The 26,125-nt window shown below is 38.8% G+C and carries 26 protein-coding genes; 13 read left to right on the top strand and 13 right to left on the bottom strand.

All coding sequences use genetic code 11. The annotated features are described in order from the left end of the window. Positions 1-87: 87 nt before the first annotated feature. From D8991_RS08170 to tpiA, 5 genes are all read right to left on the bottom strand, one after another. A complete protein-coding gene (locus tag D8991_RS08170) occupies positions 88-339 on the bottom strand; it encodes a type B 50S ribosomal protein L31 (RefSeq protein ID WP_120489633.1) in 252 nt (83 codons plus the stop codon). Between the two features lie 237 nt (positions 340-576). Then, the gene (locus tag D8991_RS08165) at positions 577-2,319 is read right to left on the bottom strand and encodes a T9SS type A sorting domain-containing protein (protein ID WP_120489632.1); all 1,743 of its coding nucleotides are present in this window, start codon (positions 2,317-2,319) and stop codon (positions 577-579) included. Positions 2,320-2,342: 23 nt separating this feature from the next. Beyond that, positions 2,343-4,076, bottom strand: a complete 1,734-nt coding sequence (locus D8991_RS08160; RefSeq protein ID WP_162926757.1) for a T9SS type A sorting domain-containing protein — start codon at positions 4,074-4,076, stop codon at positions 2,343-2,345. A 148-nt stretch (positions 4,077-4,224) separates the two neighbouring features. After that, positions 4,225-5,052: a 50S ribosomal protein L11 methyltransferase gene (gene prmA, locus D8991_RS08155; RefSeq protein WP_120489630.1), complete on the bottom strand. Its 828-nt coding sequence runs from the start codon at positions 5,050-5,052 to the stop codon at positions 4,225-4,227. A gap of 33 nt (positions 5,053-5,085) precedes the next feature. Next, on the bottom strand, positions 5,086-5,844 hold the full coding sequence (gene tpiA, locus D8991_RS08150) for a triose-phosphate isomerase (RefSeq protein WP_120489629.1): 759 nt from the start codon (positions 5,842-5,844) through the stop codon (positions 5,086-5,088). A gap of 141 nt (positions 5,845-5,985) precedes the next feature. Here tpiA and D8991_RS09125 point away from each other — a divergent pair, with 141 nt between their 5' ends. From D8991_RS09125 to D8991_RS08120, 7 genes are all read left to right on the top strand, one after another. Next, entirely contained in the window at positions 5,986-6,120 is a 135-nt protein-coding gene (locus D8991_RS09125; RefSeq protein ID WP_262512166.1) for a hypothetical protein, read from the top strand. Between the two features lie 418 nt (positions 6,121-6,538). Next, entirely contained in the window at positions 6,539-7,012 is a 474-nt protein-coding gene (locus D8991_RS08145; RefSeq protein WP_120489628.1) for a copper resistance protein NlpE, read from the top strand. A gap of 107 nt (positions 7,013-7,119) precedes the next feature. Beyond that, positions 7,120-9,966: a M16 family metallopeptidase gene (locus D8991_RS08140; RefSeq protein WP_120489627.1), complete on the top strand. Its 2,847-nt coding sequence runs from the start codon at positions 7,120-7,122 to the stop codon at positions 9,964-9,966. 88 nt (positions 9,967-10,054) lie between these two features. Then, a complete protein-coding gene (locus tag D8991_RS08135; RefSeq protein WP_120489626.1) occupies positions 10,055-10,312 on the top strand; it encodes a TM2 domain-containing protein in 258 nt (85 codons plus the stop codon). A gap of 201 nt (positions 10,313-10,513) precedes the next feature. Next, positions 10,514-11,773 carry a peptidase U32 family protein gene (locus D8991_RS08130; protein ID WP_120489625.1) on the top strand — a complete coding sequence of 420 codons (1,260 nt, stop codon included), beginning with the start codon at positions 10,514-10,516 and terminating at the stop codon, positions 11,771-11,773. A 15-nt stretch (positions 11,774-11,788) separates the two neighbouring features. Then, positions 11,789-12,019, top strand: a complete 231-nt coding sequence (locus D8991_RS08125) for a ferredoxin (RefSeq protein WP_120489624.1) — start codon at positions 11,789-11,791, stop codon at positions 12,017-12,019. Positions 12,020-12,023: 4 nt separating this feature from the next. Then, positions 12,024-12,596 carry a 5-formyltetrahydrofolate cyclo-ligase gene (locus tag D8991_RS08120; protein ID WP_120489623.1) on the top strand — a complete coding sequence of 191 codons (573 nt, stop codon included), beginning with the start codon at positions 12,024-12,026 and terminating at the stop codon, positions 12,594-12,596. On the opposite strand, the gene D8991_RS08115 is transcribed toward D8991_RS08120, so the two are convergent. Both D8991_RS08115 and D8991_RS08110 read right to left on the bottom strand, forming a co-directional pair. Further along, positions 12,545-13,132, bottom strand: coding sequence for a hypothetical protein (locus D8991_RS08115; protein ID WP_120489622.1), 588 nt, complete (start codon positions 13,130-13,132; stop codon positions 12,545-12,547). The two genes, D8991_RS08120 and D8991_RS08115, sit on opposite strands and share 52 nt — an antisense overlap. Next, positions 13,119-14,249 (bottom strand): hypothetical protein, encoded by a 1,131-nt coding sequence (locus tag D8991_RS08110; protein WP_120489621.1) that lies wholly within the window; start codon positions 14,247-14,249, stop codon positions 13,119-13,121. The genes D8991_RS08115 and D8991_RS08110 overlap by 14 nt, the downstream gene beginning before the upstream one ends. A 178-nt stretch (positions 14,250-14,427) precedes the next feature. On the opposite strand from D8991_RS08110, the gene D8991_RS08105 reads away from it, so the two are divergent. Further along, positions 14,428-14,646 carry a hypothetical protein gene (locus D8991_RS08105; RefSeq protein WP_120489620.1) on the top strand — a complete coding sequence of 73 codons (219 nt, stop codon included), beginning with the start codon at positions 14,428-14,430 and terminating at the stop codon, positions 14,644-14,646. Positions 14,647-14,691: 45 nt separating this feature from the next. After that, complete coding sequence (locus tag D8991_RS08100) at positions 14,692-14,946, top strand: hypothetical protein (protein ID WP_120489619.1); 255 nt, start codon at positions 14,692-14,694, stop codon at positions 14,944-14,946. 62 nt (positions 14,947-15,008) lie between these two features. Here the strand turns inward: D8991_RS08100 and D8991_RS08095 are convergent, their stop codons facing one another. Beyond that, on the bottom strand, positions 15,009-16,661 hold the full coding sequence (locus tag D8991_RS08095) for a peptide MFS transporter (protein ID WP_120489618.1): 1,653 nt from the start codon (positions 16,659-16,661) through the stop codon (positions 15,009-15,011). A gap of 405 nt (positions 16,662-17,066) precedes the next feature. Between D8991_RS08095 and D8991_RS08090 the strand changes: the two genes are divergently transcribed. Next, a complete protein-coding gene (locus tag D8991_RS08090) occupies positions 17,067-17,609 on the top strand; it encodes a DUF3575 domain-containing protein (RefSeq protein ID WP_120489617.1) in 543 nt (180 codons plus the stop codon). 93 nt (positions 17,610-17,702) lie between these two features. Beyond that, entirely contained in the window at positions 17,703-18,203 is a 501-nt protein-coding gene (locus tag D8991_RS08085; protein ID WP_120489616.1) for a thioredoxin family protein, read from the top strand. Positions 18,204-18,264: 61 nt separating this feature from the next. Here D8991_RS08085 and D8991_RS08080 read toward each other — a convergent pair whose 3' ends face one another. Both D8991_RS08080 and D8991_RS08075 read right to left on the bottom strand, forming a co-directional pair. Beyond that, complete coding sequence (locus D8991_RS08080; RefSeq protein ID WP_120489615.1) at positions 18,265-19,821, bottom strand: Rne/Rng family ribonuclease; 1,557 nt, start codon at positions 19,819-19,821, stop codon at positions 18,265-18,267. Between the two features lie 221 nt (positions 19,822-20,042). Then, positions 20,043-20,333 (bottom strand): HU family DNA-binding protein, encoded by a 291-nt coding sequence (locus D8991_RS08075; protein WP_120489614.1) that lies wholly within the window; start codon positions 20,331-20,333, stop codon positions 20,043-20,045. Between the two features lie 47 nt (positions 20,334-20,380). Here D8991_RS08075 and mutY point away from each other — a divergent pair, with 47 nt between their 5' ends. Next, complete coding sequence (mutY, locus tag D8991_RS08070) at positions 20,381-21,433, top strand: A/G-specific adenine glycosylase (RefSeq protein WP_120489613.1); 1,053 nt, start codon at positions 20,381-20,383, stop codon at positions 21,431-21,433. Positions 21,434-21,492: 59 nt separating this feature from the next. Here mutY and gldC read toward each other — a convergent pair whose 3' ends face one another. The 3 genes from gldC to D8991_RS08055 are packed head-to-tail and all read right to left on the bottom strand — an operon-like array spanning position 21,493 to position 25,108. Then, positions 21,493-21,822, bottom strand: coding sequence for a gliding motility protein GldC (gene gldC / locus D8991_RS08065; RefSeq protein WP_120489612.1), 330 nt, complete (start codon positions 21,820-21,822; stop codon positions 21,493-21,495). A 30-nt stretch (positions 21,823-21,852) separates the two neighbouring features. Then, positions 21,853-22,830: a gliding motility lipoprotein GldB gene (gene gldB / locus D8991_RS08060; RefSeq protein ID WP_120489744.1), complete on the bottom strand. Its 978-nt coding sequence runs from the start codon at positions 22,828-22,830 to the stop codon at positions 21,853-21,855. Positions 22,831-22,879: 49 nt separating this feature from the next. Further along, positions 22,880-25,108 (bottom strand): TonB-dependent receptor plug domain-containing protein, encoded by a 2,229-nt coding sequence (locus D8991_RS08055; protein ID WP_120489611.1) that lies wholly within the window; start codon positions 25,106-25,108, stop codon positions 22,880-22,882. A gap of 143 nt (positions 25,109-25,251) precedes the next feature. On the opposite strand from D8991_RS08055, the gene D8991_RS08050 reads away from it, so the two are divergent. Beyond that, positions 25,252-26,028, top strand: a complete 777-nt coding sequence (locus D8991_RS08050; protein ID WP_120489610.1) for a DUF4476 domain-containing protein — start codon at positions 25,252-25,254, stop codon at positions 26,026-26,028. Positions 26,029-26,125 lie beyond the last annotated feature (97 nt).

Raw genomic sequence — 26,125 nt, 5'->3', positions numbered from 1 at the left:
AGTCTAACATTATTTGCACAAAAGTACAATAAAAAAAGCCTTTCAGAAACCTCTGAAAGACTTTTTAATACTATGAAATCAATAAAATTACTTTGCGAATTTTTTGTACTTGTTCATAAATTTATCTACTCTACCCGCAGTGTCTACTAACTTCACTTTACCAGTGTAGAATGGGTGAGAAGTAGAAGAGATTTCCATTTTTACCAATGGATACTCTTGACCTTCATACTCGATAGTATCTTTTGTTTCCGCAGTAGATTTGCAGAGGAACATTTCATCATTACTCATGTCCTTAAACACAACTAATCTATAATTTTCAGGGTGGATTCCTTTTTTCATAATATCTAAAAATTATTTTTTAACTTCTTATTTTCTAATAGTTTGGATAGAATGGTAATGGACAGACTATCGCTACTGTGGTATTTGAGGTTGCAAAAATAACATTTTTTTTAAATAATGCAAACTTATTGTGTTTTACTTCATTATTTCTTCTCATTGAGGTCTATTAAAAAGAAAGCCTACCTAAAAAAGATAGGCTTCCCGAATGAAACGATTAAAAAAGATAATGAAAAAACTTTAGTTTACGATAATTTTCGTTGACAATGGCTTAGCATCTTCAAAGGTTATTTCTACGATGTAAAGCCCTTTGCTGAGCCCAGATAAGTTGATAGATTTCTCATCTGTGGTTTTGCTTAGCACCACTTGCCCAGAAGTATTGATTATTCTGTAAGATTTTACTTTTGCTTCAGTACGGATGTTGAGTACATCTTTTACAGGGTTTGGATATAATACTGCACCACTTTCTTTAGTGATATTATTTACTGAAAGATTAGAAACCACTTGCTCTTCAGAATCATTGGATAAAACTTTTGAAGCATCGATAGACTTGACTCTCCAATAGATTGTATTAGGCAGGTTTTCTTTTTGTAGGAACCAATGAGGAGTGGTTACGGTATATTTTGCTATATCGGATTTTCCAGGAGCGGAGCCAACGATAAACTCATACTGCAATGCTTTTGATGGAGTTTTATCATCATTACCACTGCTCCACTCAAATGTAACTTTATCAGTACTTACTGTTGCAGAGAGATAGGTAGGTGGCTCTGGGGCTTTGTTGGTTATACTTTGTATATTTTTAAAGAGTTTGGTTACATAAGGATAGCCAGATATTTTCCAGTCAAAGCCGTATAGCAGTACATCTAAATTATTGTCATTATTAAAGTCAAACAGGTTAATACCACCATTTCCTCCTACTGGGTCGATATCAAAATATTGTTCTTCAAAATTATCCGTAGTAGGATTGTAGATGAATACACTGGTTACATTATTAGCTGAATTTTTCCCACTTCCGATAGCGATAAAATCGTAGTATCCATCGCCATTAATATCTCCTATATCTATTGAAGAATCATTCAAATGATCAGAGTTTATTTCTTGATGAGGTGTAAATATTCCTCCATTATTTTTGAAATAGATAAGGTGGTATTTTCCTTCTTTATCTAATGAACTAATGACAAAATCAAGGTCACCATCACTATCAAAATCTGCATAGTTCAGGTCTCCATTTTGGAATCCATCAAGCTCTTGAGAAATTTCAAAAGTCCCTTTATTATTTTTATAAATGGTAAATTTTTCTTCTGTATTTTCATTTAATCCGAAGAGTACAGCATCTAAGTATCCATCGTTATCAATATCAAAAACTCTTAGCTTTCCATACTGCCTCCCCTCAGGGATTATATCTTTTCTCTTATCTAAAAAACCTGTTTTACTATTGAGATACACATCGGTTTTGTACTCAAAACCTACATTTTCTATGAATCTGAGACCGTTTACTGCATAATCCAATAGCCCGTCGTGGTTAAGGTCAAATACTTCTATATTACCGAATGTCCTCCCATCGAGGTTGTCTTGCAGTTCAAATTTAGTACCTGTATTTTTCCATCTGTAAGTACGGTAGTTGACTACATCATTATAGCTTAGTCCAGTGGTAACAAGGTCTAAAAGCCCGTCATTATCAAAATCTATAAATTTATTATCGCTGAAATGTACAGCATTTTCTGGAAATAGCTGCAGAGGTACAAAAGTCCCATTGTCATTTTTATAGAGTTCGTTTTTAGTAATATCAGGATAGTTATCTCCGTCTTCATCTACGGTTCCAGTGAAGAATACATCTTTAAAGCCATCATTGTTTACATCTCCTATGGAAGCCTTTCCATAGTAAAAGGCTTTAAATGAAGTAGGCGTTACTTCTTCAAATTTCTGCTGAGCATTTGCAAAGGCTAATGCTGCGATAGTTAGGGGTATACAAATCTTTTTCATAATAAGTGTTTTTATTTTAAGAGTTAATTAATAATAATTTTTGCTGACAGTGGCTTAGCATCTTCAAAGGTGATTTCTACGATATAAAGTCCTTTGCTGAGCCCAGACAAGTTAATAGACTTCTCGTCCGTGGTTTTGCTTAGTACTACTTGCCCAGAAGTATTGATTATTCTGTAAGATTTTACTTTTGCTTCAGTACGGATGTTGAGTACATCTTTTACAGGGTTTGGATATAATATCGCATTGCTTTCTTTAGTGATATTATTTACTGAAAGATTAGAAACCACTTGCTCTTCAGAATCATTGGATAAAACTTTTGAAGCGTCAATAGACTTCACTCTCCAATAGATTGTATTAGGTAGGTTCTCTTTTTGTAGGAACCAATGAGGAGTGGTTACGGTATATTTTGCTATATCGGATTTTCCAGGAGCGGAGCCAACGATAAACTCATACTGCAATGCTTTTGACGGGGTTTTATCATCATTAGCACCGTTCCATTCAAACAGGATTTTATTATCAGATAGACTTGAAGAAAGGTTTGCAGGTGGGTTAGGAGCATTGTTGGTTATGTCCTGTGTATTTTCAAGGAGTTTCGTCTTGTGCGGTTTATCGGTTTCTTTATTATTTGCTCCATACATAAGGATGTCTAATTTGTTATCATTGTTGAAATCAAACAGGTTAATTCCTCCATTACCACCTAATTGTGGAATACCATAATCTGTATATTCAAATGTATCAGAGGAGGAGTTATAAACAAAAACCTTAGTTGTGTTGGAGGCACTACTGCCACTTCCTATCACAATAAAATCATAGTATCCATCGTCATTAATGTCTCCTACATCTAGTGATGAATTGTCCAGATATTCAGTAGAGATTTCCTTTTTTAGAAACTTACCAGCACTATCATTTTTATAGTAGATGAGGTGGTAATTATTGTTTTTATCTTTCCCACAAGCAATCATATCAAGGTATCCATCGGCATTAAAGTCTGCATAAGCTAAGTCTCCATTAACCAATCCTTCAAGTTGCTGATGAGTATTAAAAACACCATTATCATTTTTATAAACCGTAAATGTTTTTTCTGATGCTCCAGAGGCGGTAGTTCCGAATATTACAGTATCGTGGAGTCCATCGTTATTAATATCAAAGATTCGGAGTTTTCCATTGAGGCTACCGAGAGGGATTGTTTCATTATTGACATCTGAAAACCCAGATTTGGAGTTGATATACAGATCGGTCTTATAATTAACTCCACCAATATCCTTATACTGAAAGCCATTAACGGCATAGTCTAATAATCCATCGTGGTTGAGGTCAAAGCTCTCTATATTCCCGCGAATTCTTCCATCACTTATATTATCTAATACGAAAGCATCACCAGTATTTTTCCATCTTAAAGTACGGTGTTCATCAGATGAAAGCCCCGTAGCTACGAGATCTAATAGCCCGTCATTATCAAAGTCTATAAACTTAGCATCTCCGAGGTAGGCAGAATTTTCTCTAAAAGACTGTAAGGGAGAGAATGTACCATTTGTATTTTTATAAAATGTATTAAAAGAGTAATCAGGAAGGTTGTTATTATTCTCGTCTACGGTTCCAGTAAAGAACAGATCTTTATAGCCATCATTATTAAAGTCTGCTATGGCTGCCCTTCCAAAGAAGAAGTTTTTAAATGCTGGAGGCATTACTTCTTTGAATTGCTGTGCATTTATACAAGCAAATACACTAAGGCATAGAGGAAGGTAGACTTTTCTCACTGTATATAATTTAGAATAATTAAAGTTGAATACTCGGCAAATGTATATTTTTTTTAAATAAAGAAAATAGCTTTAATCTATGATATTTATCATAAAAAAGCCACCTTTAAACTATAAAGATGGCTTAAGGATTCGTATTTCTTAGTATTTATTTCTCTAATAGGAGGCTGCACCACTCCTCTCTTTGTTGTTGGTGGGTTAGTTTGAGCCCTTGTTCGTTGCAGACTTGAAGTATATCCTCTACATCGAAGAAGCAGAGACCAGAGAGAAGCAGTTGCCCTTTATCTTTTAGTACGGATACATAGGTTGGGATATCAGAAATCAGAATATTTCGGTTGATATTTGCCAGTATAATATCATAGCTTTCTGCTCCGAGGCTTTCTGCGGTACCTTGTGAAATATTCAGCTGTACGCTGTTTCGCTCAGCGTTTTCTATGGAGTTTTCTACGGACCATTCGTCTATATCTATTGCGGTTACTTCGTTTGCGCCTCTTTGCTTGGCATAGATTGCCAGTACGGAGGTTCCACAGCCCATATCAAGGACTTTTTTATCTGTGAAGTCCATATCGAGCATTTGCTGAATCATCAGATGGGTAGTAGGGTGGTGCCCCGTACCGAAAGACATCTTTGGTTGGATGATGATTTCGTGGAGATCTGGGCGAGGCTCGTGAAATTCTGCCCGTATAAGTACTTTTTCTTCTATATTAATAGGAGAGAAGTTTTTTTCCCACTCTTCATTCCAGTTGATGTTGGGCATTTGCTGATAGGTGTAGCTTATTTTTACCTCTGGAGCACTCATTAGAGGTAGGCTTTTTAGGCTGTTTTCGTTGAAAGATTCTTCGGGTATATAGCCTAAAATCCCATCAAGCTCTTCGGTAAAGCTATCAAAACCTATTTCTATAAGCTCTGCCATTAGGATTTCGCTCCACGGCTGTAGTGGGGCTATCTTAAAACTAAATTCTAAATATGCTGTCATTATATAGCGTACTGATGAGTTTAAAAAAGAGGCTTAGTTAAAAGCCTCTATGATTTTAGAAAAATCTCCAATTTTAAGCGCTGCACCTCCTATCAGTCCGCCATCTATATCGGGTTGAGAGAAGATTTCTTTTGCATTTTCTGGTTTTACGGAGCCACCGTAGAGTATGGATATTTCATCTGCTACTGCCTTACCGTATTTCTCCGCGATGAGTTTTCTAATGTGTGCGTGTATCTCCTGTGCTTGTTCTGGTGTAGCTGTCTCTCCTGTGCCGATTGCCCAAACGGGTTCGTAGGCTATCACTACTTTCTGTATCTCCTCTGCCGAAAGCCCGAAGAGTGCAGTTTCTGTCTGCTCTTTTACTATGTCAAGGTGTTTGCCTGCTTTCCTCTGCTCCAAAGTCTCTCCATTGCAGTAGACAGGTGTAAGCCCAGCATCTAACAGCGCTTTTACTTTTTTACCTGCGCTAATGTCGGTTTCCCCGTGGTATTGTCTTCTCTCGGAGTGTGCCACAAGGCTACCATTCACTCCTATCGATTGCAGCATACCTGTGGAAATCTCTCCCGTATAAGCACCAGAAGCATGCGCAGATACATCCTGAGAATACACCTCTACTTCATTATTAGCAAAGATGCTTTTTGCTGTGGTCAGGTAAAGGCTTGGAGGAGCTATATAGACCTCACACTGGGTTTTGTGGTTCTTTTTGTAGTCTGCCAATTCTTTCATCAGGCTTTCTGCCTCTTGGAAGTTTTTGTTCATTTTCCAGTTTCCGGCTACGATATTTTTTCTCATAGTAGTGGTATTGATTATTTATTGTTTAATAGCTCACAAATTTAAAAAAATAAAAGCAGTAGGCAAGTGGCTTCTGGCTATTAGCTATTGGCGGTGTGTGGTTAGAATAATCGTATAACTCGCTATGATAGAGTTGTTAAATTGTATATTGCTATCCTCTTTGGGCGATTAGAAAAGCGAGACGACCTCGCCCACTCGGGCGAAGGTATCTCGCTCTCTCGGGCGAAGGTATCTCGCCCACCCGAGCGATACTCATTAGCTAAGCCAGCCTATTAAACTTAGATAACGAGTAAGCTCAAGAATGAGCAATAAAATCAGCGATGGATTAAATACTTCAAATGATAAAAAAGAAATAGAAACCGAGCGATATTATTATTGAGATTAAGAGATGACGATGAAGAGTGGGGCACATCGTGCCCCTACTACTAATCATTTTTTTTTAAGGAGGCCACCCTTCCTTCTTAGCAATAGGCTTTAGGCAGTAAGCGGTGCACGGTTAGTTTATGGTAAGGAGCTTCTGGCAGTTGGCTTTTAGCAGATAGCTTGTCCTATGTGCTCCCCACGCTGTGATTAAATGCCTCCCGTGCTACAGGTGTGTCCCACACAGTGGGTGCCTGCCCTGCGAAGGGTCTAAGTGCCTGCCGTGCTACGGCTGGCATAGGATTTGATAGAGGGGAGCAAAAAAAATATATAAATGAAAAAAATGATGTTGCCTTTGCTATGTGCGGGGCTTTTATTAGCGGCGTGTAAGAAATCTGAACCGGAATCTGTAGAAACTCCTGTGGAGGACAGTGCTTCTGCATCTGATGAGTTGCCGGCAGATGCAATTCCTGTAGCGAGTGAAGAGCTCGGTGCTATTGCAGGGACTTACGCAGGTGTGCTTCCGTGTGCGGATTGTGAGGGTATAGAGGAAACATTAACCCTAAATGCCGACGGAAGCTATGTGAGAGAATCTAAGTATCAGGGGGAAAAGGCAAAAGATGCCACTCCTGATAAGTTAGAAGGTAAGTTTAGCTACGACTCTGCTACCAAAAAAGTAACTTTGGAGGGAGTAAAAGAAGGCTCCTCTCTGTATGAAGTAGATGGCGATAAACTCTACTTCTTAGATACAGACGGTAAGAGAGTGGAAGGAGAGCTTGCTTCGAATTACATCCTTACGAAAAAGTAAGCGAAAGCACATTTTTAATGATTTCTATCCCTTTAATCGCATTGGTTAAAGGGATATTTCATTATCTATATCATAAAATATAAATTTGCAGTCTTTTTAGATTTATAATGATTTATCAGGAAGAAAAGCATACAGACAGCAACGGATACGCCTATACTACCGTAGCAAATGATGAAAACAAAGTACGAACTTATACCTTGAAAAATGGGCTTACGGTATTCCTTGCACAGAATTTTGATACACCAAAGATACAGACCTACATTGCCGTACGCACGGGCAGCAACCGAGACCCGAAGGATAATACAGGGCTTGCCCACTACTTGGAGCATATGATGTTTAAGGGGAGCTCCAAACTCGGAACATTAGACTGGGAGAAAGAAAAACCCCTCCTCGATACCCTCGCTCTGCTCTTTGAGGAGCATAAGGTAGAGAAAAACCCCAATAAGAAAAAGGAAATCTATAACGAGATAGACAGGCTCTCTCAGGAGGCAAGCAAGTATGCATTGGCAAATGAGTATGACAAGGCGGTCTCTTCACTCGGAGCGGTGGGAACTAATGCACATACTTGGATAGACGAAACCGTTTATAAAAACTCCATCCCTAAAAACGAACTGGAAAAGTGGCTGAGAATAGAGCGAGAGCGCTTTTCGGATTTGGTGCTAAGGCTTTTCCATACCGAGCTGGAAACGGTCTATGAGGAGTTTAACCGCAGCCAAGATAACGATGCCCGTACCGTAAATGAAGCACTGATGGAGCTCCTCTTCCCGACCCATCCTAATGGTCAGCAGACTACTCTTGGCAAGGCAGAGCACCTTAAAAATCCATCTATGAAAGCAATTTATGAGTACTTTTCTACTTATTATGTGCCCAATAATTATGCTTTTGTACTCGTGGGGGATATTGACTTTGAGGAGAGTATTAAACTCATTGACCAATATTTTGGAAGTTTGGAATACAAGGCTCTCCCCTCTCAGGAAGATATAATAGAAGAACCGATGACTCAGGTGGTCAGCAGAGTGATTAAAAGCCCTACTATCCCCAGAGTGCAGCTCGCTTGGCGCACCGATAGCTACGGCACAAGGGAGTCTATGCTGGCAGATGTAGTTGCCAATATTCTGAGCAATAGGGGAGAGGCTGGGCTTATGGATTTGAATATTAACCAAAAGCAAACGGCACTTTATGCACAGGCATATTCCGTAGGGTTTAAGAAATATGGATATCTCTCGGCAGTCATTGTTCCAAAAGATGGAGACTCGCTGGAGGCAGGTGTAGAAATGATTAAAGAGCAAATTAATCTCATTAAAAAAGGAGATTTCCCAGATTGGTTAATCCCTGCCATTATTAATGATTTTAAGTTTCAGCGATTAAAAGCCTTAGAAACCGCGAATGGACTGGCATCAAACCTCTATGATGTCTATATAAAAGGAAGGAGCTGGAAGGAAGAGCTGGAAGAGTTGAGCCTCTATGAACAGATTACTAAAGCGGAAGTAGTAGCTTTTGCTAATAGCTTCTTTCAGGAAAATTATGCCGTAGTCTATAAGGAGCAGGGAGAGAATACTCACCTTATACGGGTAGAGAATCCGAACATTACCCCTGTACAGATTAACAGAGAGGAAGAGTCTGCATTCTTAAAAGAAATCCTCAATACAGAATCTGAAGATATAGAACCAGAGTTTATAGATTATCAGAAAGCAATAAAGCAAGATGCAGTACAGGAGAGGAGTTTCAGCTTTGTACAAAATGAATATAATGATATAGCACAGGTACATTTTCTATTCCCTTTCGGCTCGGATCACGATAAAGAATGGGTGCTTGCTGTGCAGCTTTTGGAATATCTCGGTACGGAGCATTACCTTCCGCAGGAGCTCAAACAAGAATTTTATAAAATAGGTGTGAGCTATCACCTTAAAACCTCTAATGAGCAGGTGCATATTCATCTTATTGGTTTAGAGGAGAATATTCAGAAGGGCACAAAGCTCCTCTATGAGTGGTGGGAGAAAGTGAAACCTGATACAGAAATATACGCTACTCTTGTGCAATCGATATTGGAAGGGCGAGAAGCACAGAAAAACGATAAAGGGCGAATAATGAAAGCCCTAACGAACTATGCAAAGTATGGTACGCATTCCAGATTTAGGAATATTATCTCGAAGGAAAGGCTACTCAGTATCAATATTCAGGAGCTTACCGATAAAATCAAGTCTCTTCAGGACCTACCTTATGAGGTCTTCTACTATGGAAAGAATAAAGCAGGTTTTAAATCATTCATCGCTGGGTTAATGAAACCCATTACAAAGGAAATCCCCACCCAAGAAGCCTTTAACCAGCCCGATACTCAGGAAAAAGTATTCTTTACCGATTATGATATGGTACAGGTAGAGATGTGCAGAGTAGCAAAAGGGCTGGAAGTAAATAAAGACAACTTTGGGAAGATTAGCGTTTTTAATGAATACTTTGGGAGAGGGTTGTCTTCCGTAGTCTTTCAGGAGATGAGGGAGAGCAAGAGCCTTGCGTATTCTGTGTATGTTTCGTATCAATCGGCAGAGGAGCTCTATCAGTCAGATTATATTACCTCTTATATCGGTACCCAGCCAGACAAACTCTTTGTGGCAATCAGTACTTTAGATGAGCTTATGTCCAGCTTTCCGAAGTTTCAATCGCAGTTTGATACTGCAAGGAAATCAGCTCTTAAGAAAATTCAAACGGGCAGGATAAAGCGTACGAATATTTTCTTTAATTATCATCATCTCAAAAAGCTCGGCATAGATTACGATATCCGAAAAGATATGTATAATGAAATTCTTTCTCTCAATCTTGATACTTTGGAGGCTTTCTATAATGTTTATATAAAGAACCAAACCTATAATACCGCTCTGCTTGGTAATAATCATTCTACTTTTACAAGTTTTAGCTCTTTTGAGCACCTTACAAAGGAGCAAATCTTTAATTTTTAAGAAAAATAATAAAAATATTTTGTATTAAATGAAATTTATCTATATTTGCAATCGATAAAAACAAATGTAAAACAAAAAATTATTTTTTATGTCAGAGCAAAATTTAACAAACGGTCAAGAAAGTAAAAGAGTAGTAGCTGGTGTTTTAGCAATATTACTTGGTTACTTAGGGGTTCACAAATTCTATTTAGGTTATAAAAAAGAGGGTATTATCCAGCTTGTTGTAGGTCTTATTACTTGTGGGGCTTCTGGTATAGTGTCTATTATAGAAGGTGTTATATATCTTATGAAATCTGATGAAGAATTCGTAGAAACTTATCAGGTGAATCAAAAACCTTGGTTCTAAAAAGATAAAGCGAGAGTAAATAAATACTCTCGCTTTTTTTTTGATTTAAAGATAAAAATTTCCATAATTTAAAGTTTTAATAAGATTAAATCTTCCCCACTGCAAGAGTAGTGGGGCTTTTTATGGTTTAATGTGGCTCGCTTACAGCCATTATGCGGTAGGTAAAAATGATTATCTTTGCCGAAATTTTTAGAAAAATAAATGACAAAGTCAGGGAAAATAGAATTAATGTCTCCTGCGGGTGATTTTATCTCATTGCAGGCAGCATTAGATAATGGAGCAGATTCAGTATACTTTGGTGTGGAGCAGCTCAATATGAGAGCAAGAGCCTCTATGAATTTTACGATTGATGATTTACAGGAAATAAGCAGAAGATGTAAAGAAAAAGGAGTGAGAACCTATCTTACCCTAAATACAATTATCTACGACCACGACCTTTCCATCATCAAAACACTTTTGGATAAGGCGAAAGAAGCAGAACTCACCGCTGTGATTGCAATGGATCAGGCGGTAATAGCCTATGCAAGACAAATCGGTATGGAGGTGCATATCTCTACCCAGATTAATATCACGAATATAGAAACAGTGAAGTTTTATTCACTCTTTGCCGATACTATGGTAATGAGTCGAGAGCTGAGCATCAGCCAAGTAAAGAAGATTTGCCAGCAAATAGAAAAAGATCAGATTAAAGGTCCTTCGGGCAACCTTGTAGAGATAGAGCTATTCGGTCACGGAGCTCTTTGTATGGCGGTTTCTGGTAAGTGTTATCTGAGTTTGCATTCTCATAATTCATCTGCCAACAGAGGGGCTTGTAAGCAAAATTGCAGGAAGAAATACACGGTGATAGATCAGGAAAGCGGCTTTGAAATAGAGCTGGACAATGAGTATATGATGTCTCCGAAAGACCTCTGTACGATAGATTTCCTCGACCAAATAGTGGATGCCGGTGTAAAAGTACTGAAGCTGGAAGGTAGAGGTAGAGCTCCAGAATATGTGGCAACTGTAACCAAATGCTACCGCGAGGCGATAGACTCCATAGCAGACGGAACCTATACCAGAGAAAAGGTAGCCGACTGGATGAGTAGATTAGAAACAGTGTATAACAGAGGCTTTTGGTCTGGGTATTATCTCGGTCAGAAACTTGGGGAGTGGTCTCCAAATCCAGGTTCCAATGCTACACAAAAGAAAGTTTATATCGGTAAAGGGCAGCACTTCTACCCTAAATCTAATATTGCAGAGTTTCTAATTGAAGCCTTTGACCTTAATGAAGGCGATAAAATATTAGTACAAGGACCTACAACGGGCTCCCAAGAGCTGGTTGTAGAAAATATGATGGTAGATACCAAACCAGACCATAAGAAAGCAGTAAAGGGCGATGTCATTACCTTTAAAACAGATTTTAGGGTAAGACCGAGCGACAAGCTCTATAAGATTGTGAAGAATGAGCAGATGGTAAAATAACCAAAGGCTATAAATATGGTTATCATTACACTACAGCGGGATAAATGTATCGGGTGCAACTACTGTGCGGAGTTTGCACCTGAATATTTCCGTATGTCTAAAAAAGATGGTAAATCAGTCCTCTTAAAATCTGTAGAGAAGAAAGGCTTTCATACGGTAAAAACCCCTTTGCAAGATGCTTTTGAACCTTGTGATAAAGCTGCTAAAGCTTGTCCTGTAAAGATTATCAGTGTAAAAGAGATATAAAAAAATGCTTAAGTCTGAGCTGAGAGAAATTTATCTTAATAGAAGAAAATCCCTGTCGGATGATGAGGTAAAGGAGCTTTCATACCAGATATTTCAGAATTTTATTTCAGAATTTAGTCTTAAAGAGGGGCAGAGCCTACATTGTTTTCTCCCCATTCAAAAGTTTAAAGAGATAGATACTTTTTTATTTATCAACCATTTTTGGGAGATAGGGGTTAATGTATTTGTCCCTAAGGTTGCCGGAAATAGTTTGTTATCCATACCTTTTACTTCGTCTACCCTTTTAGAAAAAAACAAATGGGATATCCTTGAGCCAAAGGAGAACGAGGAGGATATTTGTCATTTTGATATGGTTCTTACACCTCTTTTATACTGCGATGAGAAGGGAAACAGGATAGGTTATGGAAAGGGATTTTATGATGCTTTCTTCAAGAAGATAAATGCCGATTGCCTAAAAGTAGGGCTGAGCTATTTCCCTCCGCTTGAGAGCATAGATGATGTTTTTTCCACAGATGTTCCTGTGGATTATCTCGTTTCTCCTTCAGGTATACTGTCATTCTTCGGTAAGAGGTCCTGATAAAACTTAAGAAAGAAAAATTTAAATTCTTTACTCTCTTTGTTGGGTGTTACAAGAATATACTGAGCACTTCTATTAAACTCACCAATTCTCCTGTTATTTCTATCAAAATATTCTACACTGAATTTTGCCATATCCAGTGTATCAGTGTCTTGTATATCTTTAAATACTTCGAGGTGATTTACTTTTGCAGATTTTACTCTATGGTCTTGCAATTCTTTGAATAAAGGCTTAAAGGTTAATGAATCAGGCTGATAGAAATAAGCCTGCATTTGCTTGAAAATAGCAGAATCTATTTGTGTATCTTGATTTCCTTCAAGGTATAAGGCAGAAAGGTCAATGATTTCCTGCACTTTTTGTTTGGTGATAGAATTAATTGCTTGTGCGCTATCCATCTGCACTGCTGGATAGCTTTTAGTGTTGGTATTGGAGCGAAGGATGTCCAAATCGCTTACCTTGTCTAATTTTTTAGAGCAGGAAGACAGAAAAATTATTCCAATAGCAAAGATTGATATTATATGATTAATTCTTTTCATTGTCAGTAATTTTAAATTTGATAGAAATGATTTTTCCTTTTTCGTTTCTTTTCATTTCTAATAGATTAAGGTTTTTAAGCGAGGTTGTTGGCGTAGTTACCAGCGTTATATATTTCTCCTTGCTGATGGTTTCTACACCATAAATATCACTGTCATATATCTGTTTTATAATGGCATCATCGCTAATTCTGTTTTCAAGTTCCTTTCTTTTTTGGCTGATGAGGTCTTCTGCTGTATTTCCAGAGATGTCTTTCCGCGAAAAATAATAGAAAGCAAACTTATAATCATCAGGTTTTAGGTCTATATTCTCCTCTTTTGGGGCATTTTCTAAATTCCTTGTTACTTTTAGATTTTCATAAAAAGGAGAAGTTATTTCCATAACTAAATTTTTATCTTTTGTATGATATATAAAACAGTCTCCAGGCTTTATTTTGTATATAAGAGGAGATTCATCTTGTTTAAAGACCTTTACTTCAATAGTAGAGAGCACGCCAGAACTTCTGTCAGCATCTGTAAAGCAGTAAGTAAAAGTTCTTCCAAAGATTAAATCTTTAAACCCTAAAAGGGTAGCACATACAGCTAATATTACGGAAAGCCCTATCCAAGCATATTCTTTTGCTCTGTGTCTTTTATTTCTATGTTGGGTTAAGCTCTCTTTTTGGTTATTTCTTTGGTTTTCAATATCTGATTTTTGTAAAACAGATTCTTGGATAAGATTTTTTTCTGGAGTATTTGGTGCTTTTTGCTCTTGTTTTGGGGAGGTTATTGCTGTGTTTTCTGTTTTGTTTTTACTACGGTTCTGAACCTCTTCGATAAAGCCTTCTGTCTCTTTGTGTTGTTTTTTAAACTCAAACCAGGAGGCATATCCCGCATACAGAGACAGTAGATTTAGCATATCTATTCTTGGCAACTTGTTTATTGTGGTGCTTTTGAAATATGTATAGAAAGATTTTTCACTTATATTGCCCTTTGCAATCTTCCTTAAATCCTCTTGGAAGTATATAATATCAATCCCCTTCCATTTAGAAATATCATCGTATGAAGGGGTGTGGTTCTTTAAATATTGAGCCTGAATTTCCTTTTTTAATTGCTCAAAATGTAAAAACTCTAAATCCACTGATTTTATAAAATATAATTAAATTATTGATTTGTAAGTGTCTTTATTTGTAAATCAACATTTGCAAATGTATTACAATTATTTTTTATGGGCAACACTACCTAAGTATAATACTTTTGCTTCGTTCAATTGAGGAACAGAGAAGACGCAGAATATTTTAAAGCTCAAATTAGGAATGATGAAGAAGTCATTATTTATAGTAGCTCTTGCGGGTTTTGCTCTTGTGGCTTGCAAAAAAGAAGCCTTTATATACGAGGATGTAACCGCCGAAGCACAAGATTCTTTATCCACAGAGGATATGATGCTTATGCAGAAAGAAGCACCTGAGGTATCAGATTCTCTAAAAGCAGAGGCAGAGCAAGAATTAGAAGAGGAGGCTCACAAAGCAGCTCACTAATTAGTAAAGAAAGTAATTTTTTAATTTTTAAATATTTTTTATATTATGAAAAAGTCATTATTCGTAGCAGCTGTAGCTGCTCTAGCTCTTGTAGCTTGCAAAAAAGAGGCATCTGCTGACGCTGATGCAAATGTTGATTCTACTGAAGTAGTTGTTGAAGAAGAAGCTCCAGCTACTGAAGAAGCTGCTCCTGCTGAGGAGGCTGCTCCTGCTGAAGAAGCTGCTCCTGCTGAAGAGGCTGCTGCTCCAGCTCAAGGTGAAGCTGCTGCTCCAGCTGAAGGTGAAGCTGCTGCAAAATAATTTTGTAAGTAGATTAAAATTAAAGGAAGGATTTCTAAATCCTTCCTTTTTTTGTTTGCAACCTACTCAGAATCTTTCTCCCGCATAATTTTATTCAGGCTTTTGAGTATGGAGAGCCCTATAATAAAGGCTACGATCAGCAGTGCAAAATTTACCAAAAAGAAATTCGCTTTATCTTCGTAGTCATACCACATACTTGCGAGTATCCCAGAGAGTTTGTTCCCGATAGACACCGCAAGGAAGTTCCCGCCCATCATAAGCGCCGTAATCCTCGGTGGTGAGAGCTTGGAGACAAGCGAAAGCCCCATAGGCGAGAGGCAGAGCTCTCCAATCGTAATTACTCCGTAAGACGCTACAAGCCAAAGCGGTGAGACTTTTACCTCCCCGTTGCCACTCGCCACTACCGCAAAGTACATCACAAGGCAGGAGAGCGACGAAATGAATATCCCCAAGATGATTTTACTCGCCGTAGTGGGTTCTTTGCCCTTTTTTCTGAGCAATGAGAAAAAACCGACCACCACTGGCGTAAGGGCGATGACCCAAAATGGGTTGATCGACTGAAACAGCTCGGGGTTGTAGAGAAAGAGTTTCGGTTCGGGTGATTTTTCAAGCTGGGCACGCTGCTCACGACCTATATTTTTAAAATAAACATCTTTTCCTGTTTCCTTTATATCGTTTTTGTTCTCATCTTTTTGGGCGCGGAACTGCTCATCATACACGGGAACTTCCTGATCCTTGTATTCCTTTACCTCTACGAGATAGATGCTCTCCAGCGGCCGTTCCAAGCTCTTCGGTACGCTCCTGTCGGTGTAATATTTCGCCCATCGGGTGAGGGCAGTTCCATTCTGCTTAAACACTGCCCAGAACATTATCCCCACAGCAAAAATCGCGAGCAGCGCACCTATGGATCGCTTGTCCTCTTTATTCGAGCGGAAGTAGAGGTTCAAGTAAAAGCCTACGATAGGCAGGCAGGCGAAGATAAAGGCATCGGTAGAGTCGCTACCAAACAAATTCCCAGGAATCATCCACCCCAATACGCCTATCGCAATTGCAGGTACGAAAACCTTCATAATGATGCTTCCCAAACCAATATCGCCCTCTTGTTTTGGCTTCAAAACATTGGCGTGTCTTATGTGTTTTAGCCCAAAACTAAACACGATGAGCCCCACATACATCCCTACGCCAGCGGTGATGAATGCCTCGCTCCAGCCGAATTTATTCCGCATAAACGCCGCGATAATGTTGCAGATAAACGCACCGAAATTGATCCCCATATAGAAGATATTATAGCCCGCGTCTTTGTATTTCTTGTAGGGCTCTTCGGTGTAGAGGTTGCCGAGAAGCGTCGAGATGCTCGGTTTGAAGAAGCCATTACCCAGAATAATCAGCGCCATAGAGAGGTAGAACATTGGCAGCTCCTGTGAGAGCCCGAGGCTGATGTACCCAAGCCCCATCAGCGCACCACCGATGTAGATCGCTTTGGTATAGCCCAAAACTCTATCTGCCAAGAACCCACCGAGGAAGGGCGTAAGGTAGGTGAGGGCAATAAAAGTCCCGAAGATATCGTCTGCAGCCTTGTCGGGGATCGCCAGACCTCCTTTGTCGGTCGGGTCTATCATATACAGCACAAAAATCCCGAGGATGAGATAGTAACCAAACCGCTCCCACATCTCTGTAAAGAAGAGAAACGGCAAACCTTTAGGATGTTTCATCATATAAAAAATATTTTTTTTGTTAAGCCTCCCAAAAATACTTTTTTTTTTATTAATTGATGGCAGATGTATTAAGGGATTGAATGATGAAGATTAAAAATCATCTGTCTGCGTGCACAGATTGCATCAAACAAAACTCATTTGCCTCATTTGCGATGGTGAAAACGCTTTTGCCTCCCAAAAATACTTTTTTTTATTAATCGGCAATAGATATGTTAAAAATCATATTGAATTAAGTTAATTTTATCATAAAGTTTTTATATATTCGCGCAATTTTAAGAACGAAAGTATTGTTTTTCTTTATGGATAAGGCTTGAAAATTTTTATAAAGGCCTCTATTTGTGATGAATTAATGAAAATACTATTTGTGATAAGAAAAATATTATAGAATTTATATATTATATAGAAATGAGAAAAGTTTTATTAGTGGGTGCGTTAGCAGCTTTTGGAGCACTAAGCGCACAACAGAAGAATTCGGTCAAGGCTAATCCGTTTGCTCTTTTAGGGGGAACAGACTTGGTAAATTATGAAAGAGCTATCGGAGAGCATTCATCTGTGGGTGGAGGTCTTGGTTTAGGTGGTTTTAAATTCGGAGGGGCTAAGTATAGCAGCTTTGGAGCTAACCTTGCATACAGATACTACTTTGAGGAGGCTCTTAGAGGCTGGTACGGTTTAGGGATTGTATTCTACCAAGGAGGGAGTGTAAAGTTAGAGACTCCTAATTTCTTTGGAGGACCTGTTCAAGAAGCAAAAAGCGACTTTAATGCTTTTGGTCTTGGAGCAAGAGGTGGTTACCAATGGATTTGGGATAGTGGATTTACTTTAGACTTAAGTTTAGGATTTACTTATTCCTCATTTAGCTATAGCGGTGATACGAATAGCCAAACTTTAGATTTGAAAGGAGGAGGTGTACTTCCTTCATTCGGAGTAGCACTGGGTTACTCTTTCTAATTAGATAGATTTATTTAATTAAACAATAGTTAAAATGGATTATGGCAAATGCTGTAATCCATTTTTTTGATAGCTTTGCCAATAAAAATAACGATGAAGTTCAAACAAAAACCACTGAAAACAGTCTTTATTGGAATAATTTTATTCTTTTTTGGGGGGGCTAATGATTGTTTTTCTCAGCTTAAGTCCTATAATCTGAGTGATATAGAGCGATTGAACCAAGAGCAGAGGAGAATTACGGTCGTTTTTCTGCATACGGACTGGTGCCAGTACTGCAAAGCGATGCAGAGGACTACTTTTAGAAACAAAACGGTGGAGGCGCTGCTCAATGAGAATTTCTACTTCGTCAGCTTTGATGCGGAGAGCAAGGATGAAGTTCAGTTTGCGGGGAAAATCCTCAAATATCGCCCAAGGGGAAGGGGGGCGGGGGAGCATCAGCTTGTGGATTTGCTGCTTGGAGATGAGGAGCGGGTGTATCCGCAGATGGTTTTCATCAACTCGAAGAACGAGGAGGTGTATCGTCTTAATGGCTTTGTGCGGGCAAAGGAATTAGAGAAAACGCTGAGGATACTTGTCCAAACGGGAAATGAATAGAAAGAGAACCCCCACTGCGGCTTTGCAATGGGGATTTTTTTGATTAAGGGATAGGATAAAATTAATTAGAATAACTGAAAAGTTCTTCTTTCTTGCTGTTGTAGAGCCTAAATTCTAAGTATTTGAACGAGTCTCTCGGAATGATGGATACCCATTTTTTGTATTTTAAAAACCAATCTACTCGTGTACTTTTTACACCTTTTGTAAGATAGGCTTCTACAAAGGGATGTACATGGAGAAAGAGTTTCCCTCTCTCGGTTTGGATGATGTTTTTTATACTCTCTTCTATTCGCTCTATAATGACAATAGGTGCTATAATCTCCCCACCTGCATTTGGATTTTCTTCCTGTGTTTTAATATTAATCTCTGGGCGCACTCTTTGTCTGGTCATTTGTATGAGCCCGAATTTACTTGGTGGGAGTATTTTATGCTTCGCCTTGTCCCGCTTCATCTCTTCGCGGAAGTGGTCGTAGAGCTGTCTTCGTTGTTCGGGGAGGGGCATATCTATAAAATCAATCACAATAATGCCTCCCATATCTCTGAGTCTTAGCTGGCGTGCGATTTCTGTAGCCGCTATTTTATTTACAGTGAGGGCATGTTCCCTATTAGTAGTGCCAGAGACTACATTGTGCCCAGAGTTCACATCGATTACATGGAGGGCTTCTGTGTGTTCAATAACCAAATAGGCTCCTTTGGAACCAGGGATGTTTACATGCTTCCCAAAGCTCTGCTTGAGCTGCTTCTCTACATTGTAATACTCCGTGAGGGGAATATGAGAGTCATAAAACTGAACGATGTTTTTCCTTTCAGGAGCAATGACTTCCAGATAATTTTTCATATCATCAACCATTTTTTCATCATCGCAAATGATATTTACGAAATCTTGGTTGAAGTTGTCCCTCAAGATAGACGATGCTAAATCATCTTCACTAAGGACTTTTGATGGTACTTTATGCCTTTGTATGTTTTTAAATACATTTTCCCACTTGGAGATGAGTGAGTACATATCATTATGGAGGTCAGCAGCTTTCTTATTTTCTGCTACGGTTCTGATGATTACTCCGAAGCCTTCGGGTTTAATACTCTCGATTAAAGTTCTGAGCCTGTGTTTCTCCTCAGAGTTCTTGATTTTTTTTGATATTGAGATTTTATCATCAAAAGGGATGAGTACCATAAATCTGCCTGTAATGGAGATTTGAGTAGAAATCCGTGGACCTTTGGTAGAAATAGGTTCTTTGGTAATTTGAAGGAGGACGATATCGTCTTTTGAAAGGACTTTGTCTACCGTACCGTGTTTGTCTATTTCTTTTTGGATTTCAAAGTTTTTAAGGCTGGAAGTGTTTTGCCTTTTAGAAAAAATATCGTTGATATACTTTTTAAAGCTCAAATAATCAGGTCCCAAATCCTGATAATGCAAGAAAGCATCTTTTTCGTATCCTATATTGACGAAAGCCGAATTGAGGTTCGGTGCCAATTTCCTTATCCTTCCCAGAAATAAATCTCCTACTACGAACTTATTTTTGCCCTGCTCTTCGTGTAGTTCAAAGAGTCTACCATCTTCTAGTAGGGCTATTTTTGTGTGTCCGTCTTCGTGAGATACGATGAGTTCTTTTTTCATCTTACTTACTGGAAATTAAAAATTATACATAAATAAATATAGTCAATGATAAAATTATCATTAACTATATTATGCTATCAAATAAAGAGCACTTATTTTTTCTTGTGTCTGTTAGCTCTTCTTCTTTTTTTTCTTTTGTGCGTCGCTACCTTGTGTCTTTTTCTTTTCTTTCCGCTTGGCATAATTTACAATTATTTATTATTAATACTCAGTTAACTCAATTACTTCACAGGGACTTTTGTTTTTACTTTCTCTACAAATGTTTTCGCTGGTTTGAAAGCTGGAATGTTGTGCGCCGGGATTTCAATCGCTATGTTTTTAGAGATATTTCTACCTGTTTTAGCTGCTCTGGTCTTTACGATGAAAGAACCGAAACCTCTTAGGTACACATTGTTTCCATTATATAGAGAAGCTCTGATTTCTTGCATAAACGCTTCAACTATTCTCTGTGTTTCGTTTTTTTCAGTCCCCAATTTGCTTGAAATTGCGGCTACTAATTCTGCCTTTGTCATTTCCTAATTTTATTTTTAATTTTGGACTGCAAATATAATATTTATTTTTGGAAACATACAAACAAAACCCTGATTTTCTTAACATTGGTAGGAAGCTATTAGATTGGTACTCGGTTTATGGTAGAGATTTGCCTTTCAGGAAAACGAAAAATCCTTATAAAATCTGGATTTGCGAGGTTGTTTTTCAGCAAACAAGAATCGCTCAGGGAATGTCTCATTACCTTAATTTTATCGAAAGATTCCCAGATATAAAAAGCCTTGCCGATGCTTCTACTGATGATGTCTTGCTCCACTGGAAGGGGCTTGGGTATTATTCCAGAGCGATGAATATCCACAAAGCAGCAAAGCAAATCGTAGAGGAGTTTAATGGCGAATTTCCTTCAGAGTACCGAGATATACTCAAACTTAAAGGTATTGGGAAGTATACCGCAGCGGCAGTTTCCAGTATTTGCTTCGGGGGGGATTATCCTGCCATAGATGGTAACTTTTACCGAGTGATTTCTCGTCTTTTTGCTGATGATTATGATATTTCTAAGTCCACCGCCTTTCAGTATTTCTCAGAAATATCAATGAAAATTATCCCTGAAAACCGTACGGGAGATTTTAACCAAGCGATGATGGATCTCGGTTCAGAGATTTGCAAGCCTAAGAATCCTGTGTGTATTATTTGCCCTGTGAATGAGGATTGCTTGGCATTCTCTACTGGAAAAACGAATCTGTTTCCCGTAAAAAAGAAAAAAACAGAGGTTAAAGACTTGTCCTTAACCTATTATTTTGTGTCGTTTGAGGATAAATTCCTTATTCGCAGGAGGGGAACTGACTTTATCTGGAAGAATCTCTATGAATTTCCCGTTTCTGTGCCAGAGGATTGGGAGCAGTATATCGCTAAGCACACAAATGTGAAGTATAAACTCACCCATAGAAACTTAAATATAGATATATACACCGTAAATCTGCCTCATCAAAATCTTTTTGAGGACTTTGCCAGTGAGGGTGATTTTATTATTTCCTCTTTTGAGGAGTCTCAGAGCAAGTCTTTCCCAAAACCATTAGAAAACTATATAAAACACAGCGCAGTTGGTGAGGCATCTTTCCATTGAGGGAGTTATTGAGCTCCCTTTTTATCAGGAAAGTATAATTTCTTTCTATGATGCACGCTCTACAGTTGCTTAATAGCAGATTTGAGTGCAAATTCTTCAGCGATGCCTCTCATCCAGATTGCGGTGTCTTCTTCATTGGTTGCTCTTTCGTAGGTATCTGCAAGAGAGAGAAGTATTTGATGATAGAAGCGTTTCATATGCTCTACCTGCATATCTTTTGTCCAGAGGTCAAGGCGTAGGGCTTCCATTTTTTCATCGTCCCATACGGAAATCATTGCTGCTTTTGTTGGTTGCTTGTCTATTCCACCATCTTGTGCGTACCAAGCCATCTTTTCAGGGATGTGGTTCTCGTCAAGCTCTACTTCTACGGTAATATTCGTTTTTCTCATTATATCTCTTTTTTAAAATTCACTTATTTTCTATTTTCCATTATACTTGGATTCTTTAAATATCTCTTCGCCTTTTATTTTCAGGAAATCTTGAAGGCTGATGTCAGGTTTTGCCTTTAAAAAAGCTCTGCATATTTCCCAACCGATAAATGTGCCTACTTGTGGTGAGGACTCATTATCTATCTCGGTATAGAATTTTGAAAATGGAGCGGGGGCTATAAACCTCTCACTGAGCCTTTGGTCATCACTGAAAACCAAGTCGTTTTCCACAAAGAAGTTCCAGATATTATTTTCATAGGTAGAGCACCAGTCGTATTGCTCCTGCGTATAATTCATTTTCAGGTAATCGGGTTCATTGGGTAAGAAGGCATCTTGTAGCGTCAGGAGCTTTCCTTCATAAATCATCCTGCTGATGAATGTCCTGTCGTTTGGCGAATAAGGCACAAAATACTCCGCAAAAGCATACGAAATTTTTGAGAGCAGATTACTCGGGTTCATAGACTTCTGGAAGTAGAGTTCTAATCCTTTGTAGTGAGCATTATCTTTACCCATAAAGCCTGATATATCTATAAAGAGCAGGTTTTCAGCAGGGATGTAAGCTATCGGGTTTGTAGCGCTTTGCAGAGCCGATGAATACAAAAATACCTTTGGCTGTTTAAAGTCTGGGAAGTAATATTTTATATGGCTAAAAAGCCCCGCAAGGTCTTTGGACAGCTTTTGAATATTGAGTTTGGATATTGCATCTTCATAGATTTTTGCTTCTTCTTTATCTTGCCTTCGTTCTTCATACTCAGCATCGGGTACTGTCCCTTGAAACCAAGGGTATTTCGCCTTAAACTCCTCTAATGGAATCTCGGTATTATAGTATTCCTTAGATATATCTATAATTTCCACTTTTGCTGAGGGTTCTTTTATTTCTACTTGCCAGCGGTTTGCTTCTTCCTTTTTGCAGGAGACTGCTAGGGTACTAAGAGCAAGGGAAATCAATATAATTCGCTGAAAATTCATCATTCTTAAAATCCAAAATAGGCTGGCAAAAATAGTATTTTTCGGTTTATCAGAGTTTGAATTCTAATTTTAGATTAAAGAACCTCCCTGTAAGCCTTACGGGTACGGCATAGATGCTGTTAGAATTCACATCGGAAATCCATTGGTTGGCTACGGTATTATTGATATTAAATGCATTAAATATCTGCACCCCGAGGCTCAGCTCCTTAAAGTGATTCCAAAATCTATTCTTTGCTTTAAAGTCTTTTTGGTCTATAAATACTTTTGTAAGGCCTATATCCACTCTCTTGTATGCGGGCAGGGTTCTCTGGTAGCTGTAGGCAGAGGTGTAGTCGGGCTGTCCATCGGTGTTGAGTTGTACTGGCGTTCCTGTGGGCAGTCCGCTGGCATAGACTAATGTCAGGCTTACTTTCATACTTGGGAATTTCGGCATATAATCTTGGTAAAACATAGAGAATCTGAATCTCTGGTCGGTGGGTCTGGGGATATAGCCTTTGTTGTTGATATTCTCGAATACCCTTGCGTAGCTTGCAGAGATAAATGAATCTACTCCAGGCACAAATTGCCCGAATAGCCTTGCATCTATACCATAAGAATAGCCTTTTGCATTGTTTTCTCCACCGTATCGGGTGCGTACATTGTCTATATAATAAGGTATAAGCCTGTCCATTTTCTTATAATAGACTTCGGTTGTGAGTTTAAAGGGGCGGCTGACCATACTGAATTCATAATCATTCCCCAGTATGAGCTGATAAGACCTTTGTGCTTTTATTTTCTCGTTAAAATCTCCACTAAGGTTCTTTATTTCCTTGTAGAAAGGTGCCTGATAATACACTCCTCCTGCCAGTCTGAAAAGAATATCGCTTTCCCAGTCTGGTTTCAGTGCCAGCTGGATTCTCGGGCTTATGAGTGTCTCTTTATTAAAGCTCCATTGCTGTGCTCTTACCCCTGCATTGATGAATACTTTATTCTCTCCCCAGAAGAATTTATGAGAGAGCTGTGCGTATGCTGATATTCTGCTTGGGCTTACTTTATTATTTCCCCAGATGTGGTAATTCATTTTCAGTGGGTCGCCGTTCAGCACTCCTGGTATTGTACTACTCGGTGGGGTAGAGTAGCCTTGATAATCTACAAACCGCCATTCATTGGTAAGGTCTTGTATCTCCTCTTTCTCGTATTTGATGCCTGTTTCTATATCGGTATTTACGCTTGGTGAGAATCTCGCTCTTAGCTGGGAGCCAAAAGTCCTTACGAAAAGGTCGTTTCTCGCGTGTTCTATTTGTCCACCGAGGTCGTAGTTCGGTATAGGGATTCCTGTATTTGGGTCAAAGGTCTGTATTTTATAGCCAGATGAGATATGGTAATACTCTCGCTCTCTGTTTTGGTAGGCAAAGTTATCGAGGATGATATTCCACTTTTTGTGGGGTTTATAGTTAAGGGAGAGTACTCCCATCATATTCCTGTATTCATCTTTTTCTTTTCCAGAATATCCTATTGAGACCTGTATGGGTTGGTATATTGTCCCAAATTCCACTGTCTTTTGTCTGGGAATCATCTCATATTTATTTTGAGAGTAGAATCCGAGGAAGGAAAGCCTTATTTTATCGCTGATATCATAGTTAATATAGCCTTGCAGGTCGGCATATTGAGGGTTAAAGTCAGTATCTTCATTCAGAGTGTTGAGGACAAGATTGGTATTCCTGTACCTTGCCGAAACTATTGCCGATAGCTTTTTGTTCTTCGTAGCAAGTGCTGTCGTTAGTCTTCCTCCGATGAGGCTTGCCTCTCCGCTGAGCTCATTTTTCGTTGGTTGGCGGTAGTAGATATTAAGTGCAGAAGACATTTTATCTCCATATTTCGCTTCAAAACCTCCTGCCGAGAAGCTCACCACATCTACCATATCAGGGTTAATGATACTCATCCCTTCCTGCTGAGAATTTCTTATCAAAAAAGGGCGATAAATCTCTATATCATTAATGTAAATCAAGTTTTCATCATAATTCCCTCCTCTTACCATATATTGAGACGAGAGTTCGGTGTTAGAGTTCACACTTGGGTGGGTTTTCAGTATTCCTTCCACTCCTCCCGATAGCGTAGATACTGCTTTTACATCGCTTGCAGATACTTTTACAGCGGTCAGGTCTGTTGGTTTCGTAAATCTCGTTTTCTTTTGGAATACCACTTCCTTTATCCTTTTTTCTCTAATCTCCGTAGAGTCTTTTTGTGCAAGGCAAAACAGCGGCACTAAGGCTATAATAAATCCAGATACTTTTCTCATTGTCTTTGGGGTAAATATACTCCTTTTTTAGTGGAGACAAATATAAACAAATACCCCACAGATAGAAAATTTATCACACCGAGCTTTGCTCCTTTCATTTTTTTGGCATAATACTCGCTAATACCCGTTCAAATTTTAATAAAATGAAAAAGTCCTTTATACTTTTATTTGCGTGTGTATCTTTTTTAGGCTTTTCTCAGGAAATCGGTTCTGCGGGTAAGCTCTTTAAAAACGAAAACCGATCCTCCGAACGCATCGAGCTAATGCCAAAAGAAAATTACAGATGGTTTATGCCGTACGACTATGGCTATGCCGAAGTCTTCGTAAGAATCCCCGAAGTCGGCAGGTTTACCGTAAGCGTCGGCGATCAGCAGATTACCAATTCCAATGGCGTTTTTCGGTTTTTCGACCTCTCCGCTCGCCCTCAGCAGCTCACCATCTCCTATTCCGGCATCGTCCTCTACCAAGTAAGCCTTCGCCCGAGAAATAATCACCGTATGGTCTTCGATTTCTTCTCCCGAAAAGGCCTCTTCCTCCTCGAAGATCTCGATTTAAGAACCGCCAACCAAGCCTACTACGGTAGCCAGTGGAATGATTTCTGGAACGGATACTACGGCGGCATCGGCAGGATGAAAAACTCCGAATTTGAGCACTTCTTCACCCTCTACAAAAAAGAAATGTTCGATAGAGAAAAGCTCAGCTTCTTCCAAATGCAGCGCGATGTTACCTCCTTCACTACCGACCAAATCGCTATGCTAATGTCCGACCTCTCCTTTGATGATTCCAAGCTCACCCTCGCCAAAGAGGCTTACGCTCTCGTTGCCGATCCGCAGAATTACTACAAGCTCCGCGAGACTTTCTCCTTCGAGAGCGGCAAAGAGCGCTTCACCCATTTCCTCACCCAAATTCGCAAAAGATAGCCCCAAATCTCAAGGCTCATAATTGTAAATTTTATATATTAAATTTTTTAGCCCTGCACTCCAAAAGCACAGGGCTAATTTTTATGGGGTAAGACAG

The sequence above is a fragment of the Bergeyella cardium genome, from assembly GCF_003614945.1.
In the GTDB taxonomy this organism is placed as follows: domain Bacteria; phylum Bacteroidota; class Bacteroidia; order Flavobacteriales; family Weeksellaceae; genus Bergeyella_A; species Bergeyella_A cardium.
The sequence above is the reverse complement of the archived record's forward strand: the minus strand, read 5'-3'. Positions and strand labels throughout refer to the sequence as shown.

Bases quoted from the DNA above. Each gene is read 5' to 3' on its own strand.
- D8991_RS08170 (WP_120489633.1), bottom strand. From the start codon at position 339: ATGAAAAAAGGAATCCACCCTGAAAATTATAGATTAGTTGTGTTTAAG.
- D8991_RS08095 (WP_120489618.1), bottom strand. From the start codon at position 16,661: ATGATGAAACATCCTAAAGGTTTGCCGTTTCTCTTCTTTACAGAGATG.
- D8991_RS08135 (WP_120489626.1), top strand. From the start codon at position 10,055: ATGTCAGAGCAAAATTTAACAAACGGTCAAGAAAGTAAAAGAGTAGTA.
- D8991_RS08145 (WP_120489628.1), top strand. From the start codon at position 6,539: ATGAAAAAAATGATGTTGCCTTTGCTATGTGCGGGGCTTTTATTAGCG.
- D8991_RS08090 (WP_120489617.1), top strand. From the start codon at position 17,067: ATGAGAAAAGTTTTATTAGTGGGTGCGTTAGCAGCTTTTGGAGCACTA.
- D8991_RS08130 (WP_120489625.1), top strand. From the start codon at position 10,514: ATGACAAAGTCAGGGAAAATAGAATTAATGTCTCCTGCGGGTGATTTT.
- gldB (WP_120489744.1), bottom strand. From the start codon at position 22,830: ATGAATTTTCAGCGAATTATATTGATTTCCCTTGCTCTTAGTACCCTA.
- D8991_RS08105 (WP_120489620.1), top strand. From the start codon at position 14,428: ATGAAGAAGTCATTATTTATAGTAGCTCTTGCGGGTTTTGCTCTTGTG.
- gldC (WP_120489612.1), bottom strand. From the start codon at position 21,822: ATGAGAAAAACGAATATTACCGTAGAAGTAGAGCTTGACGAGAACCAC.
- D8991_RS08085 (WP_120489616.1), top strand. From the start codon at position 17,703: ATGAAGTTCAAACAAAAACCACTGAAAACAGTCTTTATTGGAATAATT.
- prmA (WP_120489630.1), bottom strand. From the start codon at position 5,052: ATGACAGCATATTTAGAATTTAGTTTTAAGATAGCCCCACTACAGCCG.
- tpiA (WP_120489629.1), bottom strand. From the start codon at position 5,844: ATGAGAAAAAATATCGTAGCCGGAAACTGGAAAATGAACAAAAACTTC.
- D8991_RS08125 (WP_120489624.1), top strand. From the start codon at position 11,789: ATGGTTATCATTACACTACAGCGGGATAAATGTATCGGGTGCAACTAC.
- D8991_RS08080 (WP_120489615.1), bottom strand. From the start codon at position 19,821: ATGAAAAAAGAACTCATCGTATCTCACGAAGACGGACACACAAAAATA.
- D8991_RS08120 (WP_120489623.1), top strand. From the start codon at position 12,024: ATGCTTAAGTCTGAGCTGAGAGAAATTTATCTTAATAGAAGAAAATCC.
- D8991_RS08100 (WP_120489619.1), top strand. From the start codon at position 14,692: ATGAAAAAGTCATTATTCGTAGCAGCTGTAGCTGCTCTAGCTCTTGTA.
- D8991_RS08055 (WP_120489611.1), bottom strand. From the start codon at position 25,108: ATGAGAAAAGTATCTGGATTTATTATAGCCTTAGTGCCGCTGTTTTGC.
- D8991_RS08140 (WP_120489627.1), top strand. From the start codon at position 7,120: ATGATTTATCAGGAAGAAAAGCATACAGACAGCAACGGATACGCCTAT.
- D8991_RS08075 (WP_120489614.1), bottom strand. From the start codon at position 20,333: ATGACAAAGGCAGAATTAGTAGCCGCAATTTCAAGCAAATTGGGGACT.
- D8991_RS08165 (WP_120489632.1), bottom strand. From the start codon at position 2,319: ATGAAAAAGATTTGTATACCCCTAACTATCGCAGCATTAGCCTTTGCA.
- D8991_RS08115 (WP_120489622.1), bottom strand. From the start codon at position 13,132: ATGAAAAGAATTAATCATATAATATCAATCTTTGCTATTGGAATAATT.
- D8991_RS08050 (WP_120489610.1), top strand. From the start codon at position 25,252: ATGAAAAAGTCCTTTATACTTTTATTTGCGTGTGTATCTTTTTTAGGC.